Source organism: Ramlibacter tataouinensis (genome assembly GCF_001580455.1).
Taxonomy (GTDB): Bacteria; Pseudomonadota; Gammaproteobacteria; order Burkholderiales; family Burkholderiaceae_C; genus Ramlibacter; species Ramlibacter tataouinensis_B.
The window spans coordinates 4,642,984-4,659,499 of the sequence record NZ_CP010951.1 but is presented as its reverse complement, the minus strand read 5'-3'; the positions used below and the strand labels follow the sequence as shown (position 1 = coordinate 4,659,499).

General features: G+C 67.8%; 15 protein-coding genes. 9 read left to right on the top strand and 6 right to left on the bottom strand.

Going from position 1 to position 16,516, the window contains the following annotated elements:
• Positions 1 to 133: 133 nt before the first annotated feature.
• The 4 genes from UC35_RS21700 to UC35_RS21685 all read right to left on the bottom strand — a co-directional run bounded on the left by UC35_RS21700 (position 134) and on the right by UC35_RS21685 (position 3,613).
• Positions 134 to 1,264 carry a branched-chain amino acid ABC transporter substrate-binding protein gene (locus UC35_RS21700; protein WP_061503386.1) on the bottom strand — a complete coding sequence of 377 codons (1,131 nt, stop codon included), beginning with the start codon at positions 1,262 to 1,264 and terminating at the stop codon, positions 134 to 136.
• A 140-nt stretch (positions 1,265 to 1,404) separates the two neighbouring features.
• Positions 1,405 to 1,692, bottom strand: coding sequence for a hypothetical protein (locus tag UC35_RS21695; protein ID WP_061503385.1), 288 nt, complete (start codon positions 1,690 to 1,692; stop codon positions 1,405 to 1,407).
• On the bottom strand, positions 1,692 to 2,129 hold the full coding sequence (locus UC35_RS21690; protein WP_061503384.1) for a DNA polymerase III subunit chi: 438 nt from the start codon (positions 2,127 to 2,129) through the stop codon (positions 1,692 to 1,694). Before UC35_RS21690 ends, UC35_RS21695 begins: the two co-directional genes overlap by 1 nt.
• The gene (locus UC35_RS21685) at positions 2,126 to 3,613 is read right to left on the bottom strand and encodes a leucyl aminopeptidase (protein WP_061503383.1); all 1,488 of its coding nucleotides are present in this window, start codon (positions 3,611 to 3,613) and stop codon (positions 2,126 to 2,128) included. Before UC35_RS21685 ends, UC35_RS21690 begins: the two co-directional genes overlap by 4 nt.
• A gap of 40 nt (positions 3,614 to 3,653) precedes the next feature.
• Here UC35_RS21685 and lptF point away from each other — a divergent pair, with 40 nt between their 5' ends.
• The 5 genes from lptF to UC35_RS21660 all read left to right on the top strand — a co-directional run bounded on the left by lptF (position 3,654) and on the right by UC35_RS21660 (position 8,415).
• Positions 3,654 to 4,772 (top strand): LPS export ABC transporter permease LptF, encoded by a 1,119-nt coding sequence (lptF, locus tag UC35_RS21680; RefSeq protein ID WP_061503998.1) that lies wholly within the window; start codon positions 3,654 to 3,656, stop codon positions 4,770 to 4,772.
• Positions 4,769 to 5,872 carry an LPS export ABC transporter permease LptG gene (gene lptG, locus UC35_RS21675; RefSeq protein WP_061503382.1) on the top strand — a complete coding sequence of 368 codons (1,104 nt, stop codon included), beginning with the start codon at positions 4,769 to 4,771 and terminating at the stop codon, positions 5,870 to 5,872. Before lptF ends, lptG begins: the two co-directional genes overlap by 4 nt.
• Positions 5,869 to 6,225 carry a sirohydrochlorin chelatase gene (locus UC35_RS21670; RefSeq protein ID WP_061503381.1) on the top strand — a complete coding sequence of 119 codons (357 nt, stop codon included), beginning with the start codon at positions 5,869 to 5,871 and terminating at the stop codon, positions 6,223 to 6,225. Before lptG ends, UC35_RS21670 begins: the two co-directional genes overlap by 4 nt.
• 77 nt (positions 6,226 to 6,302) lie before the next feature.
• Positions 6,303 to 7,253 carry a CysB family HTH-type transcriptional regulator gene (locus UC35_RS21665; protein ID WP_061503380.1) on the top strand — a complete coding sequence of 317 codons (951 nt, stop codon included), beginning with the start codon at positions 6,303 to 6,305 and terminating at the stop codon, positions 7,251 to 7,253.
• Entirely contained in the window at positions 7,243 to 8,415 is a 1,173-nt protein-coding gene (locus UC35_RS21660) for a pyridoxal phosphate-dependent aminotransferase (protein ID WP_061503379.1), read from the top strand. The genes UC35_RS21665 and UC35_RS21660 overlap by 11 nt, the downstream gene beginning before the upstream one ends.
• Positions 8,416 to 8,434: 19 nt before the next feature.
• On the opposite strand, the gene UC35_RS21655 is transcribed toward UC35_RS21660, so the two are convergent.
• Complete coding sequence (locus tag UC35_RS21655) at positions 8,435 to 9,139, bottom strand: (2Fe-2S)-binding protein (RefSeq protein ID WP_082793431.1); 705 nt, start codon at positions 9,137 to 9,139, stop codon at positions 8,435 to 8,437.
• A 98-nt stretch (positions 9,140 to 9,237) separates the two neighbouring features.
• The gene (gene hrpA / locus UC35_RS21650; protein ID WP_415752713.1) at positions 9,238 to 13,059 is read right to left on the bottom strand and encodes an ATP-dependent RNA helicase HrpA; all 3,822 of its coding nucleotides are present in this window, start codon (positions 13,057 to 13,059) and stop codon (positions 9,238 to 9,240) included.
• A gap of 186 nt (positions 13,060 to 13,245) precedes the next feature.
• On the opposite strand from hrpA, the gene argA reads away from it, so the two are divergent.
• From argA to UC35_RS21630, 4 genes are all read left to right on the top strand, one after another.
• Positions 13,246 to 14,595, top strand: a complete 1,350-nt coding sequence (gene argA / locus UC35_RS21645) for an amino-acid N-acetyltransferase (protein ID WP_061503377.1) — start codon at positions 13,246 to 13,248, stop codon at positions 14,593 to 14,595.
• A gap of 33 nt (positions 14,596 to 14,628) precedes the next feature.
• A complete protein-coding gene (locus UC35_RS21640; RefSeq protein WP_227820401.1) occupies positions 14,629 to 15,069 on the top strand; it encodes a VOC family protein in 441 nt (146 codons plus the stop codon).
• An 88-nt stretch (positions 15,070 to 15,157) separates the two neighbouring features.
• Complete coding sequence (locus tag UC35_RS21635) at positions 15,158 to 15,844, top strand: dienelactone hydrolase family protein (protein ID WP_061503376.1); 687 nt, start codon at positions 15,158 to 15,160, stop codon at positions 15,842 to 15,844.
• Entirely contained in the window at positions 15,841 to 16,509 is a 669-nt protein-coding gene (locus UC35_RS21630; protein WP_173861273.1) for a phosphoribosyltransferase, read from the top strand. The genes UC35_RS21635 and UC35_RS21630 overlap by 4 nt, the downstream gene beginning before the upstream one ends.
• Positions 16,510 to 16,516 lie beyond the last annotated feature (7 nt).

Sequence of the window (16,516 nt, the reverse complement as noted above, 5' to 3'; positions counted from 1 at the left end):
ATGGCGCCGAGAGCCAACAGCCATGCGGGCTGTAGGAAAGCGCCTACGCCAGGATTCGCCATGCGCCTACGGCCGGGCAGAAAGCAAAAAGCCGCCCGAAGGCGGCTCTTGCGCAAGGGAAGCGCTCAAGGGATCAGTTGAGCGGAACCTTCTTGCCGTCCTTGTAGACGTACAGCGTCATGGCCGGGTTCTTCAGCTCGCCGTTCGGCTCGAAGGCGATCTGGGCCGTCACGCCCTTGAAGCTGGACTCGGCCAGCTTCGGGATGTAGACCTTGGGATCGGCCGAGCCGGCACGCTTCATCGCGTCGACCAGCACGAAGGTGGCGTCATAGGTATAGGGGCTGTACACCTGGAACTGGCCGGGGTACTTCTTGTCGTAGCGGTCCTTCCAGGCCTTGCCGCCGGGCATCTTGTCGAGCGAAGCGCCGCCTTCGGCACAGACCACGTTACCCAGCGTCTTGGCGCCCTGCACCAGCTGGATGATTTCCTGCGTGCAGATGCCGTCGCCGCCGAAGTACTTCACGTTGGTCATGCCCAGCTGTTCCATCTGGCGCAGCATGGGGGCAGCCTGCGGGTGCATGCCGCCGTAGAAGATGGCGTCGGGGTTCTTGCCCTTGATGGTCGTCAGGATGGCCATGAAATCCGTGGCCTTGTCCGTCGTGAACTGCTCGTCCACGATCTGCATGCCCTTGGACTGCGCGGTCTTCTTGAAGATCTCGGCCACGCCCTTGCCATAGGCGGTGCGGTCGTCGACGATGGCGACCTTCTTGAGCTTCAGGGCGTCGGCGGCATACAACGCCAGGCCGGCACCCAGCGCGCTGTCGTTGGCGATGACGCGGAAGGTGGTCTTGTAGCCGGGTTTGGTCAGGTCGGGGTTGGTGGCCGCGCCGGTGATGTGCGGGATGCCGCAGTCGTTGTAGACCTTGGAGGCGGGAATGGTGGTGCCCGAGTTCAGGTGACCCACCACGCCGTTGACCTTGGCATCGCACAGCTTCTGCGCGGCGGCCGTGCCCTGCTTCGGATCGGCGGCGTCATCTTCCGTCTGGATCTCCAGGCGCACCTTCTTGCCGCCAATGGTCACGCCCTGGGCGTTGAGGTCCTCGATGGCCATGCGCACGCCGTTGTCGTTGTCCTTGCCGTAGGAAGCCTGCGACCCGGACATCGGCGCGACGTGGCCGATCTTCACGACCATGTCTTGCGCGGACGCCAGTCCCGCAACGACGGCAATGGCCGCGGCGACCGTCATTTTCAATTTCGTTTGCATAGGAGAACCTCCAGAGTAGGGATAAAGGTTGAGAATCTTGTGGACTCAACGGGCGCGAACATATCGCAAAAACTTCACGAGGGCCAGAGGGAAAGGTCTATATTCCGGCGAAACCCGCATGGGGGCCCCACCGCGCGGCCTCACTTCTTCTTGGTCGGCGCGGTTTCCTCCTGGAAGGCCTGTTCGACGGCCTGCCGCACCATGGCCTCGATCTCATCGCGCAATGCCGGTCCCAGGCCGCGTGTCTGTTCGAGCACCTTGGCGGCGATGACTTCGCGCAGGCGCCGCTCCAGCGTGAGGTCGATCTTTTGCATCACCCGCTGGATCAATTGCTCCTGCGCCACGGGCTGGGCAGGTGCCGCGGCCGGCCCGCCCTTCACCACTTCGGTCAGGGTCGGGACATAGCGCGGGGGCGTGCGGCCGGCCATCAGGATGGCTCCTTCAGCACGAGATCTTCTCTCTTGAGCTCGTAGCCGCGGCTGGCGTAGTGCTTCCAGCGCACGCGCGCCCGCGCGCGGTCGTCCTCGTCCAGCGAAACCACTTCGATCAGGCGCTCGAAGCGCTCGAAGCCTTCGGGCACATCGTCGCCGAGGTTGAGCAGGACCTGGTGGTGCGGGGAGGCCCGGGGCGAATCGCACAGCACGATGGGCGACGCGGCCAGCACCGCCTGGGGCGCGCCTGCCGCCTGGCAGTGCGCCACGAAGTCCAGCGGCGAGAAGGTCCACAGGGCCGTGTCCAATTCGCGCAACATCGGCGGCCGGCCGGTCACGGTCACCCTGGCGCCCTTGGCGGCCGCCTTGCGCAGCAGCCGGCAGGCGTAGCCCAGCTTGTCGGGCGCGTTGAAGTGGAACTCGACGCCGGTCATTGCCGTGCGGAAGCCCTCCGGCGGGTCTTGGTGGGCGCCGGGGCGGAGTCCTGGCGCGACAGAAGGTACTGGTACAGCAGGCCGACCGGGCGGCCGGTGGCGCCCTTGTTCGCGCCGCTGCGCCAGGCGGTGCCGGCGATGTCCAGGTGGGCCCAGGGGAACTTGCCGGCGAAGCGCTGCAGGAACTTGGCCGCCGTGATCGCGCCACCCGCGCGGCCGGCGACGTTCGCCACATCGGCGAAGTTCGTCTTCAGGCCGTCGCCATATTCGTCGTCCAGCGGCATGCGCCAGCACAGGTCCATGGCTGCGTCGCCGGCCGACTGCAGCGACTCGGCCAGCATGTCGTCGCTGGCGAACAGGCCGCTGCGCACGCCGCCCAGGGCCACCATGCAGGCACCGGTCAGCGTCGCGATGTCGATCACGGCGCCGGGCTTGAAGCGCTCGGCATAGCTCAGCGCATCGCACAGGATCAGGCGCCCTTCGGCATCGGTGTTCAGGATCTCGATCGTCTGGCCGCTCATGCTCTTGACGATGTCGCCGGGCTTGACCGAGCGCCCGTCGGGCATGTTCTCGCAGCTGGGGATCAGGCCCACCACGTTGACCCGGGGCTTGAGCTCGCCGATGGCGCGGAAGGTGCCCAGCACGCTGGCCGCCCCGCCCATGTCGAACTTCATTTCGTCCATGTCCTGGGCCGGCTTGATGGAAATGCCGCCGCTGTCGAAGGTGATGCCCTTGCCCACCAGCACGACCGGCGCCTCGCCGTCCGCGCCGCCCTGGTGCTGCAGCACGATGAAGCGCGGCGGCTCTTCCGAGCCCTGGGCCACGGCCATGAAGGACCCCATGCCCAGCTTGGCGATCTCCTTCGGCCCCAGCACCTGGCAGCCGAAGCCGTGGGCCTTGGCGAGCTTCTTGGCCTCTTCGCCCAGGCGCGTCGGCGTGGCATGGTTGGGGGGCAGGTTGGCCAGTTCGCGAGCGAACTCGATCCCGGCCGCCGCCGCCTTGGCCGCTTCGAAGGCGTCCTTCACGCGGGCGGCGTCGTCGACCGCCACGGTGACGCGCTCGATCTCGCGTCCTTCAGGCTTGGATTTGGTGGCGACATAGACATAGCTCGCCTCGGCCGTCGCGGTGACGGCCGCGCGCACGGCGGCCTCGTCGGCCTCGCCCGGCAGGCAGATCAGGAGCCGCTTCACGCCCGAGGAGCGCAGCGCTCCCACCGCCGCCTGCACCGCCGATTGCACGCGGCGCGCTGAACCGTCGCCGGCGCCCGCCAGAATCACCCGCGATGCGGCGATCCCTTCGCTGCGGTAGGCATGCAGCAGCTTGCCGGGCTTGGCTTCCAGGTCGCCGGCGTCGAGCGCGTGGCCCGCCAGGCTGGTCAGTGGATCCTTGGCCGGCTTGAAGCCTTGCGCCACCACGAGAACGATCGCGTCGCACTTCTCACGGGCGGCACGCGCAGGGTCCAGGGTCTTGAGTTGGAAGTCCATAATCTGCGGTTTCTTGTCTCTCTCATTGTTGACCGCGCCGATGTTATTCCATTCGTCCCTGCGCCGCGAACTCGCCCGCAGCTTCGGCGCCACCCTGGTCGTGCTGGTGACCATCGTGATGACGATGACCCTGGTGCGCACGCTCAACCTGGCCACGCGCGGCACGGTGAACCCGCAGGACATCCTGATGGTCATGGGCTACACCGTGCTGGGCTACCTGCCCTCGGTCCTCACGCTGTCGCTGTTCATCGCGATCGTCGCCACGCTGTCGCGCATGTACCGCGACAGCGAAACGGTGATCTGGTTCGCGGCGGGCCGCGGGCTGTCGGCCATGCTGGTGCCGCTGTTCCGGTTCGCCTGGCCGATCCTGCTGGTGGTGGGACTGCTGGCTCTGGTGACCTGGCCCTGGGCCAACGAGCAGACGCAGGAACTGAAGGACCGCTACGGCAAGCGTGGCGACCTCGAGCGGGTCGCCCCTGGCCAGTTCCAGGAATCGGCCAGCGGCACCCGCGTTTTCTTCCTGGACAAGGACACGCCCGACGACAAGTCGGGCAAGAACATCTTCATTTCCACCAACGAGCACGGCAAGGAAACCGTGACGGCTGCGCGCACCGGCCGGATCGCCGACCTGGGCGAGGGCCGCTTCCTGCTGCTGGGCGACGGGCAGCGCCTCGAGGCACCGGTCCCCGGCGCCTCCGCCGCGGCGCCCCAACTGCGGATCAGCGAATTCGAAGAGTATGGAACCAAGGTCGGCGAGCGGGAACTGGACACGCGCGACTCGGCGCCGGCCAAGACCAAGTCCACGCTCGAGCTGGTGTCCGATCCCACGCCCCCGAACCTCGGTGAACTCGGGTGGCGGGTCGGCTTGGCGCTGGCCGCCTTCAATTTCGTGGTGATCGCGGTCATCGTCTCGAACGTCAACCCGCGCGCCGGCCGCAGCGGCAACCTGGTCTTCGCCCTGTTCTCCTTCGTCGTGTACTTCAACCTGCTGAACCTGGGCCAGAGCTGGGTGAGCACCGGGCGCGTTGGCTTCGCCACCTTCATGGTGCTGCTGCATGGCGGCGTCCTGCTGGGAGCCGCCCTGTGGCTGGCCAAGCAGCACAACAACTGGAGCCTGCGGCGGGTGATCCGGCGGCCCAACGGGGAGGCCGGCCAGTGAGGACCATCCGCCGCCTGATCTACAGGGAAGTCATCGCCGCGGTCCTGTTCGTGACCATCGGCTTTCTCGCCCTCTTCTTTTTCTTCGATTTCGTCGACGAGCTTCCCAACGTCGGCAAGGGGGCAAACGCCTACCGGCTCACCCAGGCCCTGACCTACGTCTCCTTCAGGATTCCGAGCCACCTGTACGAACTGCTGCCGATCGCGGTGCTGATCGGCACCATTTTTGTCATGGCGCGGCTGGCCCAGAGTTCCGAATACACCATTCTTCGCACCAGCGGGTTGGGGCCCTGGCGCGCGCTGCGGACCCTGCTGGCGCTGGGCCTGATCTTCACGCTGCTCACGTTCGCGATGGGCGACTATCTCGCCCCGGCGGCGGACCGGACGGCGCAGTTGCTCAAGGCGCGGCTGGAAGGCCGCATCAGCATCGGCCAGACCGGGGCCTGGCTCAAGGAGAAGCAGGCCCAGCACGCCTACAACGTCAACGTCCATGCGCTGACCCCGGACGGCAACATGCAGCATGTGCGCATCTTCGAATCCGACGAGCGCGGTTTCCTGGTGTCCGTCACCCGTTCGTCGCGCGCCCGCTTCACCGACTCGGGGTCATGGATTCTGGAAAACGCCGAGCGCACCGATTTCAGCACGCATGGGCCAGACGGCCCCAAGGTGGAACGGGTGCAGATTCCCAACTACCGCTGGCCGACCGAGATCACGGCGGAGATGGTGTCCGTCGCGCTGCTCAAGCCCGACCGCATGAGCACGATCGACCTGTTCCAGTACATCAGCCACCTGAAGGCCAACGGCCAGGTCTCGCAGCGCTACGAGATCGAGGCTTGGCGCAAGGTCTTCTATCCGCTCAGCTGCATGGTGATGGTGGTGCTGGCCCTGCCTTTCGCCTACCTCCATTTCCGCTCGGGCGGCATCACCAGCTACGTGTTCGGCGGCGTGCTGATCGGCATCAGCTTCTTCCTGCTGAACAACGTGTTCGGCTACATCGGCAACCTGCGCACCTGGTGGCCTTGGCTGACGGCGGCCTCGCCGGGGCTGATCTATAGCGTGCTGTCGCTGGGTGCTTTCGGCTGGCTGGTGCTCCGGCGATGAAGGGCGTCATCCTGCTCGGGCACGGTTCGCGCGACCCGCTCTGGCGCCTGCCCATCGAAGCCGTGGCGCGGCGCATCGAAGGCCGCGCGCCAGCCCTGCTGGTGCGCTGTGCCTACCTGGATTTGGACAGCCCCGACCTGGCAGCCGCGGCCGCTGACTTGGTCGCGGCCGGCGCGCGCTCCGTCACGGTGGTGCCGATGTTCCTGGGCACCGGGCGGCATGTGCGCGACGACCTGCCGGCGCTGACCGATGGCGTCCGGGCCAGCCACCCGGGGGTGGACATCGAGCTTCGGCCGCCGGTCGGTGAGGACTCCCGGGTGCTGGACCTGCTGGCGGCGCTCGCGTCCGAATAAATACCGAAATACCGCGCAACCCATCCGCACCGGACACGGTGGGGCATAATGAATTTCTCTTTTATTAGAAATTCGGCATGAACCTTCACCAGTTCCGATTCGTGCAGGAAGCCGTTCGCCGCAACCTCAACCTGACCGAAGCCGCCAAGTCGCTGCACACGTCGCAGCCGGGCGTGTCCAAGGCCATCATCGAACTCGAAGAGGAATTGGGCGTCGAGATCTTCGCCCGCCATGGCAAGCGGCTGAAGCGGGTCACCGAGCCGGGGCAGCACGTGATCAAGAGCATCGAGCTGATCATGCGCGAGGTGGGCAACCTCAAGCGCATCGGGGAGCAGTTCAGCGCCCAGGACAGCGGAACCCTGTCGATCGCGACCACGCATACGCAAGCGCGCTACGTGCTGCCGGTGCCCGTCGCGCGGCTGCGCGAGGCCTATCCGAAGGTCAACGTGACCCTGCATCAGGGCTCGCCGGACCAGGTGGCGCGCATGGTGATCGACGAAGTGGCGGAGATCGGCATCGCCACCGAGTCGCTGTCGGACTATCGCGAACTCGTCACCCTGCCCTGCTACGAGTGGCAGCACGTGCTGGTGCTGCCGCAGGCGCACCCGTTGGCCCGGAAGGAGCGCGTCTCGCTGGAAGACCTGGCCGCCGAGCCCATCATCACCTACCACCCCTCGTTCACCGGCCGCACGCGCATCGACCACGCGTTCACCCAGAAGAAGCTGCAGCCCCGCATCGCGCTGGAGGCCATCGACTCGGACGTCATCAAGACCTATGTGCGCCTGGGCCTGGGCATCGGCATCGTGGCCGAGATGTCGGTGCGCGACGAGGCGGGCAACGGCAACGCCGACCTGGCCGTCCGGCCCCTGGGCGCCCTCTTCGGCCAGAACGTGGCCCGGGTGGCGTTCAAGCGCGGCGCCTACCTGCGCAATTTCGTCTTCCGTTTCGCCGAACTGCTGTCCGATCGACTCGATCGCAACCTGATCGCCAAGGCCATGAGCGGCCACCCCAACGACTATGAGCTCTGATCCGGTCCTTGCCAGGACACCTGCGCTGGAAACCAAGCTGCCTGCGGTGGGCACGACGATCTTCACCGTGATGTCCGCGCTCGCGGCCGAAAAAGGCGCGGTGAACCTGGGCCAGGGCTTTCCCGATTTCGATTGCGATCCCCGCCTGGTGCAAGCCGTGGCCGGCGCCATGTCGCAGGGCTTGAACCAGTACCCGCCAATGGCCGGCGTGCCGCAGCTGCGCGCGGCCGTGGCGGCCAAGATCGAGACGATGTACGGCCGGGCCTACGACGCGGCCAACGAGATCACCATCACGGCCGGCGCGACGCAGGCCATCATCACCGCCATCCTGGCCGTGGTGCGGCCGGGTGACGAGGTCATCGTGCTGGACCCCTGCTACGACAGCTATGTGCCCAACATCGACCTGGCCGGCGGCAAGGCGGTGCGGGTGCCGCTGGTGCCCGGCAGCTTCCGCCCCGACTTCGGCAAGATCGCGGCGGCCATCAACAGCCGCACCCGCGCCATCATTGTCAACAGCCCGCACAACCCCAGCGCCACCGTGTGGACCGATGCCGAGATGCGCCAGCTCCAGGAGCTGCTGGCCCCCACCGACGTGCTGGTGATCAGCGACGAGGTGTACGAGCACATGGTCTTCGACGGGCAGGCCCACCAGAGCGTGGCGCGCTTCCCGGGCCTGGCCGCCCGCGCCTTCATCGTCTCGAGCTTCGGCAAGACCTACCACGTGACCGGCTGGAAGGTCGGCTACGTGGCGGCACCCGCGCCCCTGACGGCGGAATTCCGCAAGGTGCACCAGTTCAACGTGTTCACCGTCAACACGCCGGTGCAGCACGGCCTGGCGGCCTACATGGCCGATCCACGCCCTTACCTGGAGCTGCCGGCGTTCTACCAGCGCAAGCGCGACCTGTTCCGCGCGGGCCTGGCGCGCACGCGCCTGCGCCTCCTGCCGAGCGAAGGCAGCTACTTCCAGTGCGTGGACATCTCCGATGTGAGCGACCTGTCCGAGGCCGACTTCTGCGAGTGGGTCACCCGCGAGATCGGCGTGGCCGCCATTCCCCTGTCGGCCTTCTATGGCGACGGCTTCGACCAGCGGGTGGTGCGCTTCTGTTTTGCCAAGAAGGACGAGACGCTGAACGAGGCGCTCGGACGACTGGCGAAGCTCTAGCCTCCCGGGCGCAAGTGCCCTAGCACTGGATCTCGTTGCGGCAGAACTGGCTCAGCTCGAAGACCCGGGTCTGGCCGCTCACGGCGTGGCGCGCGGAAGGGCCGACGTCCAGGCTCAACTTCATTTCGTACTTGCGGAAGAACTCGTCGAACATCTCGCCGCCGAGTGTGGCGTAGGCGGTCAGGCTGTCGGCCTTGGCATCGTGTGCCAGCAGCACGGCGCACAGCGGCTGCGGCGCCGGGCCCGATAGCACCTGGGCTCCTCGCGCTGGGTCATATTGGCTGTGATCGGCGCAGCAGTGGATCAGTTGATCCTGCACCCCGCGTTGCGCCCGGTTCTTGCGGAAACTGATGAAGCTCACGTCCTTGGTCGGATACACCAGTTTGTGGGCGCAGATGGCGCTGAAGGCGACGACGCTGCGCCGCGCCCCGACGCCGCCGGGCCAGGCATAGGCCTCGTGTTTGCTGGTGCTGAGGGACCTGGGCAAGGCGGGCTTGCCCAGGTCGAGAAGGAACACCGGGGTCGCCACGAAAGGGTAGTGGAAGACGTAGTTCGTCAGTGCCTGCAGGCTGCTGGCGCGCACCGGTTCACCGCGCTCGTCCACCAGCAGCGCCCGCGGGTACTCGTGCGGCCGGGCGTCGGCGGCGAACACCGGCATGGCGGCCGTGGCCGAGAGGCAGGCGGCGCCCGCGGTGCAGGTCTCGATGAAACTGCGCCGGTCCATGGGTAGCGGTGGGACAGGACTCTAGTAAACCACGCGGGCGCGGCGTTGGCATACGGCCTTGTACCGAAGAACAAAGTTGGCGTCGCCCGCGGGGTGCGTCAGCTATTGAGCTGGCCCCACAGCTTCTGCAGCCGCTTGACGCTGACCGGCTGCGGCGTGCGCAACTCCTGGGCGAAGAAGCTCACCCGCAGCTCCTCCAGCAGCCAGCGAAATTCCCCCATCCGTTCGTCCACCGCGCCCTTGCGTTCGGCGACCAGCCGCCAGTAGCGCTGCTCTTCCGGTTTGATCTCCGCCATGCGGGCGCTATCGCGTGCCGGGTCGGCGCGCAGCTTGTCCAGCCGCAGCGTGATCGCCTTGAGGTAGCGGGCAAAGTGCTGCAGTTGCGGCCAGGGCGTGTCGGCGAGGAAGCGCTTGGACACCAGGCGTTGCAACTGCTGGGTGGCATCGGCGGTGGCGTCCGGCTGGTTCTTCGTGTCCTTGATCTTGCGAACGGTCGCCGCGTACTCCGCAAGGATCACGGCGGCCAGGCGCGCCACCTCGTTGGCGATGAGCGTGAGCCGCCCGCGCCCTTCTTCCAGCCGCCGCTTGAAGTCGGCCTCGTTCGCCGGCAGGGGGTCCAGCATGAACGCGCGGGCCAGCGCCACTTCGATCACCTGCTCGCGCAACTCCTCCAGCGTGCCCAGCGGCATGTAGGCCACGGCCATCTTCTGCAGGTCCGGGATGTTCTTCTCCAGGTACTTGAGCGCGTCCCTGATCTGCAGTGCGAACAACCGCCGCAGCCCGGCGCGATGCCTGGCTGCCGCCGCCTCGGGCTCGTCGAACACCTCGATGGCCACAGCATCCTTGTGATCGACCAGGGCGGGAAAGCCGACCAGGCTGGTGCCGCCCTTGCGGATCTCCATCAGCTCGGGCAGCTCGCCGAAGGTCCAGGCGGTGTAGCGCCGGTCGGAGTCCGCTCCTCCCCCCTCCGGGGGGAGGCTGAGAGGGGGGCGCTTGGCTTGAGTGGACGCTGCAGCGCCCCCACCCTGCCCTCCCCCGGAGGGGGAGGGTTCAAATTCCTTCACAGCACGCAGCCCCGCCAGTGCCTGGAACGCCCCGCGCGCTTTCGCCCCCAGTTCCGCCTTGAGCGCGCCCAGGTTTCGGCCCATGCCGAGTTGGCGGCCGTGTTCATCGACCACGCGGAAATTTATGAACAGGTGCGCCGGCAGCATGTCCAGCTTGAAGTCGGCCCGCTTGACGTCCAGGCTGGTTTCCGCGCGCACCACGGCCAGCAAGGCCTGCGTCAGTGAACCGTGCGCCCAGTGCGCCTCGCCCGCGAGTTGCGCGGCCAGGCGCGCGGCCGACTCGGGCAGCGGCACGAAACGGCTCCGGGGTTTTTGCGGCAGGCTCTTGAGCAGCGCCTGCAGCTTGTCCTTGAGCATGCCCGGCACCAGCCACTCGGCGCGCTCGTCGCTCACCTGGTTCAGCACGAACAGCGGCACCGTGACGGTGAGGCCGTCGCGCGCGTCGCCGGGCTCGTGCAGGTAGGTCGCCGCGCAATCCACGCCGCCGAGACGGATGGTGCGCGGGAAGGCCTCGGTGGTGATCCCGGCGGCTTCGTGCCGCATCAGCTCCTCGCGCGAGAGCTTGAGCAGCGCCGGATTGCCGCGGCTGGCGTCCCGCCACCAGCGCTCGAAGCTGGCCCCGCTGAACACGTCGCGCGGGATCAGCTTGTCGTAGAAGGCGAAGATCAATTCCTCGTCCACCAGCACGTCCTGCCGGCGCGACTTGTGCTCCAGTTCCTCCACCTGGCGCACCATCTTCTGGTTGGCGGCCAGGAAAGGCAGCTTCGTGTCCCATTGGCCGGCGACCAGCCCTTCGCGGATGAAGATCTCGCGCGCGCCCTGCATGTCGACGCGCGCGAACGGCACCCGCCGGCCGCTGTACACGACCAGGCCATAGAGCGTCGCGCGCTCCAGGGCGACCACCTCGGCGGCCTTCTTCTCCCAGTGCGGATCCAGCAGCTGCCTTTTCAGCAGGTGCCCGGCCACCTGCTCGATCCAGGCCGGTTCGATGTTGGCGATGCCGCGGCCGAAGAGCCGCGTGGTCTCGACCAGCTCGGCGCACACGATCCAGCGGCCCGGCCGCTTCCTCAGGTGCGCGCCGGGATGGCGGTGGAACTTGATGCCGCGGGCCCCGAGGTAAGGCGCCTGGCTGGCGCTGCCTTCCGTGTCCTCCAGCTTGCAGCCGATGTTGCCCAGCAGGCCCGCCAGCATGGCCTTGTGCAGCTCTTCGTAGCTCGCCGGCGCCGCATTCAGGCGCCACTTGTGTTCGGCGACCACGGTATGCAGCTGGCTGTGGATGTCACGCCACTCCCGCACCCGCCGCACGTTGATGAAGTTCTGCCGCAGCAGCTGTTCGTACTGGCGGTTCGAGAGGCGATGATCGGTGCCGTGGCCGCCGCGCGCCTCGTCCAGCCATTTCCACAGCCGCAGGTAGCCGGCGAACTCGCTCTTCTCGTCGTCGAACTTGGCGTGTTGCTGGTCGGCCTGCGCCTGCATCTCCATCGGCCGGTCGCGCACGTCCTGCACCGACAGGGCCGAGGCGATCACCAGCACTTCATCCAGCGCGCCGCGGTCGCGGCCCTCGATGATCATGCGCGCCACCCGCGGGTCCAGCGGCAGCCTGGAGAGCTCCCGACCGATGGGGGTGAGCTCGTTTGCGTCGTCCACCGCGCCAAGTTCATTCAGCAACTGGTAGCCGTCGGTGATGGCGCGCCGGGACGGCGCCTCGATGAAGGGAAAGTCCTCCACGGTGCCCAGGTGCAGCCCCTTCATGCGCAGGATCACCCCGGCCAGCGACGAGCGCAGGATTTCCGGATCGGTGAAGCGCGGCCGCGCGGCGAAGTCCTTCTCGTCGTACAGCCGGATGCAGATGCCGTTGGCCACCCGGCCGCAGCGGCCGGCGCGCTGGTTGGCCGCCGCCTGGCTGATCGGCTCGACCATCAGTTGTTCGACCTTGCTGCGCAGGCTGTAGCGCTTGACGCGCGCGGTGCCGGCGTCGATCACATAGCGGATGCCCGGCACCGTGAGCGAGGTTTCTGCGACGTTGGTGGCCAGCACGATGCGCCGCTCGCCATGGTCCTCGAACACCCGGTCCTGCTCGGCCTGGGACAGCCGGGCGAACAGTGGCAGCACCTCCGTCCTGCGCGTGAGCGGGCTGTGCGACAGGTGCTTGCGCAGGTGGTCGGCGGCTTCGCGGATCTCGCGCTCCCCGGGCAGGAAAACGAGGATGTCGCCCGAGGCCGCCGCGCCGGTCCAGAGTTCGTCCACGGCATCGGCGATGGCCTCGTCCAGGCCGTATTCGCGCGACTCCTCGAAAGGCCGCCAGCGCTGCTCCACCGGGTACATCCGGCCGGACACCTGGATCACCGGCGCCGGCCCCTTGGCCGAGGCGAAGTGCCGCGCGAAGCGGTCGGCGTCGATGGTGGCCGAGGTGACGATCACCTTCAGGTCGGGCCGCCGCGCCAGAATCTCCCGCAGGTAGCCGAGCAGGAAATCGATGTTCAGGCTGCGCTCGTGGGCCTCGTCGATGATCAGCGTGTCGTAGGCCTTCAGCAGCGGGTCGGTCTGCGTCTCGGCCAGCAGGATGCCGTCGGTCATCAGCTTGATCGAGGCGCCGCGCGAGAGGCGGTCCTGGAAGCGAACCTTGTAGCCCACCACCTCGCCCAGCGGGGTGCCCAGTTCCTGCGCGATGCGCTTGGCGACGCTGGAGGCGGCGATGCGGCGCGGCTGCGTGTGGCCGATCATCCGGCCCCGGCCTTCCGGGTAGTTGGCCGTGCCGCGGCCCAGCGCCAGGGCGATCTTGGGCAGCTGCGTGGTCTTGCCCGAGCCGGTCTCGCCGCACACGATGACGACCTGGTGCCCACCGATCGCCTCCATGATTTCATGGCGCTTGGCGCTGACAGGCAGGGAATCGGGGAAGGTGATGGCGGGAACGGGCAAGGCGCAGCGGGTCAAAGCCCGCAATTATCGGCGGGCGGCCGGGTCCCGCCGGCGCTTCCCTCTCCGGGCAGGCGCGACAGTGCCTTACACTTTGCCGCACCCCCTCCGCCCGCCCAGCCGCCGATGTCCGCCGTCTTCAATTTCACCTTCGTGCCCTGGTTCCGCTCGGTCGCGCCCTACATCCACATGCACCGCGGCAAGACCTTCGTGGTGGCGATCGCGGGCGAGGCGATCGCGGCCGGCAAGTTGCAGCACATCGCCCAGGACCTGGCGCTGATCCAGAGCATGGGCGTCAAGGTGGTGCTGGTGCACGGCTTCCGGCCGCAGGTCAACGAGCAGCTCAAGGCCAAGGGTCATGCCGCCAAGTACTCGCACGGCATGCGCATCACCGACGAAGTCGCGCTCGACTGCGCCCAGGAGGCGGCCGGCCAGCTGCGCTACGAGATCGAGGCCGCGTTCAGCCAGGGCCTGCCCAACACGCCCATGGCCGGGTCCACGGTGCGCGTGATTTCGGGCAACTTCATCACCGCGCGTCCGGTGGGCGTCCTCGACGGCGTGGATTTCCGGCACTCGGGCCTGGTGCGCAAGGTGGACGTCGCCGGCATCGCGCGCTCGCTGGACCATGGTGCCATGGTGCTGCTTTCCCCCTTTGGCTTTTCGCCCACCGGCGAGGCCTTCAACCTGACCATGGAGGAAGTGGCGACCAGCGTTGCGATCGCGCTGCAGGCCGACAAGCTGATCTTCCTGGTCGAAATTCCTGGCATTCGCGTGCGGCCGCTGGAACCCGAGGGCGAAGACAACCCGATCGATACCGAGCTGCCCCTGGCCACGGCCGAACAGCTGCTGACTTCGCTGCCGGGCGCGCAGCAGCCGACGGACACGGGCTTCTACCTGCAGCATTGCGTCAAGGCCTGCAAGGCCGGGGTCGAGCGCAGCCACATCATCCCGTTCGCCACCGACGGCGCCATCCTGCTCGAGGTGTACGTGCACGACGGCATCGGCACCATGGTGATCGACGAGAAGCTCGAGAGCCTGCGCGAGGCCAGCGCCGACGACGTGGGCGGCATCCTGCAGCTGATCGAACCCTTCGAGAAGGACGGCACGCTGGTCAAGCGCGATCGCACCGAGATCGAGCGCGACATCGCGAACTACACCATCGTCGAGCACGACGGCGTGATCTTCGCCTGCGCCGCGCTCTACCCCTACCCGGAGGCCAAGACCGGCGAGATGGCGGCCCTCACCGTTTCCCCGCAGAGCCAGGGCCAGGGCGATGGCGAAAAGGTCCTCAAGCGCGTTGAGCAACGCGCCCGCGCCATGGGCCTGGACAGCATCTTCGTGCTCACCACGCGCACCATGCACTGGTTCCTCAAGCGGGGCTTCGTCCAGGTCGATCCCGACTGGCTGCCCGACGCGCGCAAGCGCAAATACAACTGGGATCGGCGCAGCCTGGTGTTTGTCAAGAAATTAGGGTAGCGTTCTTTTTTTACAACAAACGAGGACTTCCGTTTGTCCATCAACGAGGCAGCGCCGCCCTTCGCCCTTCGCCAGCTCGACCACATCGTGCTGCGCGTCCGCGACCTGGACGCTGCGCTGCGCTTCTATACCGAGGTCCTCGGCTGCACGCTCGAGAAAACGCAGGAATCCCTGGGCCTGTACCAGCTGCGCGCGGGCGCGTCGCTGATCGACCTGTTGCCCCTTGACGGCAAGCTCGGGCGCATGGGCGGTGCCGGGCCCGGCCCCGAGGGCCGCAATCTCGATCACTTCTGCCTGCGCATCGACCCCTACGACGAAGCGGCACTGCGCGCGCACCTGGCCGCCCATGGCGTGGCCGCCGGTGAATCAGGGTCACGCTACGGCGCTGAGGGCGAAGGCCCCTCGCTGTACCTGGTGGACCCGGACGGCAATGTGATCGAACTCAAAGGGCCCCCGCACTCCCGAACCGCCTGACCTTGACCGCGGGCACGGCGGCTCCTACAACGCAAGGTGTCCCGCCCCGACAGCCACCGGCTGCGCGGCGATCTAGGGTGAGGAGGCCATGGGCACCAGCGCTGTCTCGCACGAGGTTCGCATCCCGACGGGACAGACGTGGCTGTACGGCGACCTCGACATCCCGCCTGATTTCGCCGGACTGGTGCTGTTCGCGCACGGCAGCGGCAGCGGCCGGCACAGCGCGCGCAACCGGCGGGTGGCCCAGCGCCTGCAAGCTTCAGGCGTCGCGACCCTGCTGTTCGACCTTCTCACGGCCGAGGAAGAGCAAACCGACCTGCGCACCCGCGAACACCGCTTCGACATTCCCCTCCTGACCCGGCGCATGGAGCAGGCGACCGAATGGGCGCTGGCGCAAGCGGAAGTGCACGGCGCGCCGGTGGGCTATTTCGGTGCGAGCACCGGCAGCGCAGCAGCGCTGATCGCGGCCGCCCGCCTGGGCGACCGCATCTCGGCCGTGGTGTCCCGGGGCGGGCGGCCCGACCTGGCCGGGCCGGCCGTGCTGGGCGCCGTGACGGCGCCAACGCTGCTGATCGTGGGCGGCGCCGACCACGGGGTCATCGAACTGAACCGGCAGGCCTTCGGCCAGCTGCGGTGTACTACGCGGGAGTTGCTGGTCATCCCGGGCGCGACCCACCTCTTCGAGGAGCACGGCGCGCTGGACGAGGTGGCCGGCGCCGCGGCGGCCTGGTTTGCCAGGCACCTGGCCCACGTGCTGCACGAGGGCGGGCCATGAGCGCTGCCTCCCTGTCCTACCGCGACCGGCGGGAAGCGGGCCGTGTGCTGGCCGGGCGGCTATCCCATTACAAGGGCCGCAGCGATGTGCTGGTGCTGGCCCTGCCCCGCGGCGGGGTCCCTGTCGCGTTCGAGGTCGCGCATGCGCTGGCTGCGCCGCTGGACGTGTTCGTGGTTCGCAAGCTCGGCTACCCCGGTCATGAGGAGTACGCGATGGGGGCGATCGCCAGCGGCGGCGTCCAGGTGCTCAATCCCTTCGCCATCGACGGCTTCAGCGAACTCCAGCTGAAAAGCATCGTGCTCCGGGAACGCGCCGAACTGGCGCGGCGCGAAGCGCTGTATCGCGGCGACAAGCCGCCCGCCGACGTCCAGGGACGGACCGTGATCGTGGTGGACGACGGCTTGGCCACCGGCGCCACGATGCGGGCGGCGGTCGCCGCGCTGCGCCAGCGCGCGCCGGCGCGGCTGGTGGTGGGTGTTCCGGTGGGTGCCGAGGACACCTGCCGCCAGTTGCAGGACGAGGCCGACGAGGTGGTGTGCCCCTCGTCGCCCGACCCCTTCCGGGCGGTGGGGCTGTGGTACCACCACTTCGCGCAGACCAGCGACGAGGAAGTCCGCGAGCTCCTGGCGGAAGCGCAGCGCGAGCACGAGTCAAGCGTGCATTGAAGCGCGG

What these genes read in the sequence shown, in the direction of transcription:
- UC35_RS21690 (WP_061503384.1), bottom strand. Translation starts at nt 2,129, where the DNA reads ATGACCGGCGTCGAGTTCCACTTCAACGCGCCCGACAAGCTGGGCTAC.
- UC35_RS21685 (WP_061503383.1), bottom strand. Translation starts at nt 3,613, where the DNA reads ATGGACTTCCAACTCAAGACCCTGGACCCTGCGCGTGCCGCCCGTGAG.
- UC35_RS21665 (WP_061503380.1), top strand. Translation starts at nt 6,303, where the DNA reads ATGAACCTTCACCAGTTCCGATTCGTGCAGGAAGCCGTTCGCCGCAAC.
- UC35_RS21695 (WP_061503385.1), bottom strand. Translation starts at nt 1,692, where the DNA reads ATGGCCGGCCGCACGCCCCCGCGCTATGTCCCGACCCTGACCGAAGTG.
- argA (WP_061503377.1), top strand. Translation starts at nt 13,246, where the DNA reads ATGTCCGCCGTCTTCAATTTCACCTTCGTGCCCTGGTTCCGCTCGGTC.
- UC35_RS21655 (WP_082793431.1), bottom strand. Translation starts at nt 9,139, where the DNA reads ATGGACCGGCGCAGTTTCATCGAGACCTGCACCGCGGGCGCCGCCTGC.
- UC35_RS21635 (WP_061503376.1), top strand. Translation starts at nt 15,158, where the DNA reads ATGGGCACCAGCGCTGTCTCGCACGAGGTTCGCATCCCGACGGGACAG.
- UC35_RS21700 (WP_061503386.1), bottom strand. Translation starts at nt 1,264, where the DNA reads ATGCAAACGAAATTGAAAATGACGGTCGCCGCGGCCATTGCCGTCGTT.
- UC35_RS21670 (WP_061503381.1), top strand. Translation starts at nt 5,869, where the DNA reads ATGAAGGGCGTCATCCTGCTCGGGCACGGTTCGCGCGACCCGCTCTGG.
- UC35_RS21660 (WP_061503379.1), top strand. Translation starts at nt 7,243, where the DNA reads ATGAGCTCTGATCCGGTCCTTGCCAGGACACCTGCGCTGGAAACCAAG.
- UC35_RS21630 (WP_173861273.1), top strand. Translation starts at nt 15,841, where the DNA reads ATGAGCGCTGCCTCCCTGTCCTACCGCGACCGGCGGGAAGCGGGCCGT.
- lptF (WP_061503998.1), top strand. Translation starts at nt 3,654, where the DNA reads ATGTTATTCCATTCGTCCCTGCGCCGCGAACTCGCCCGCAGCTTCGGC.
- hrpA (WP_415752713.1), bottom strand. Translation starts at nt 13,059, where the DNA reads ATGGAGGCGATCGGTGGGCACCAGGTCGTCATCGTGTGCGGCGAGACC.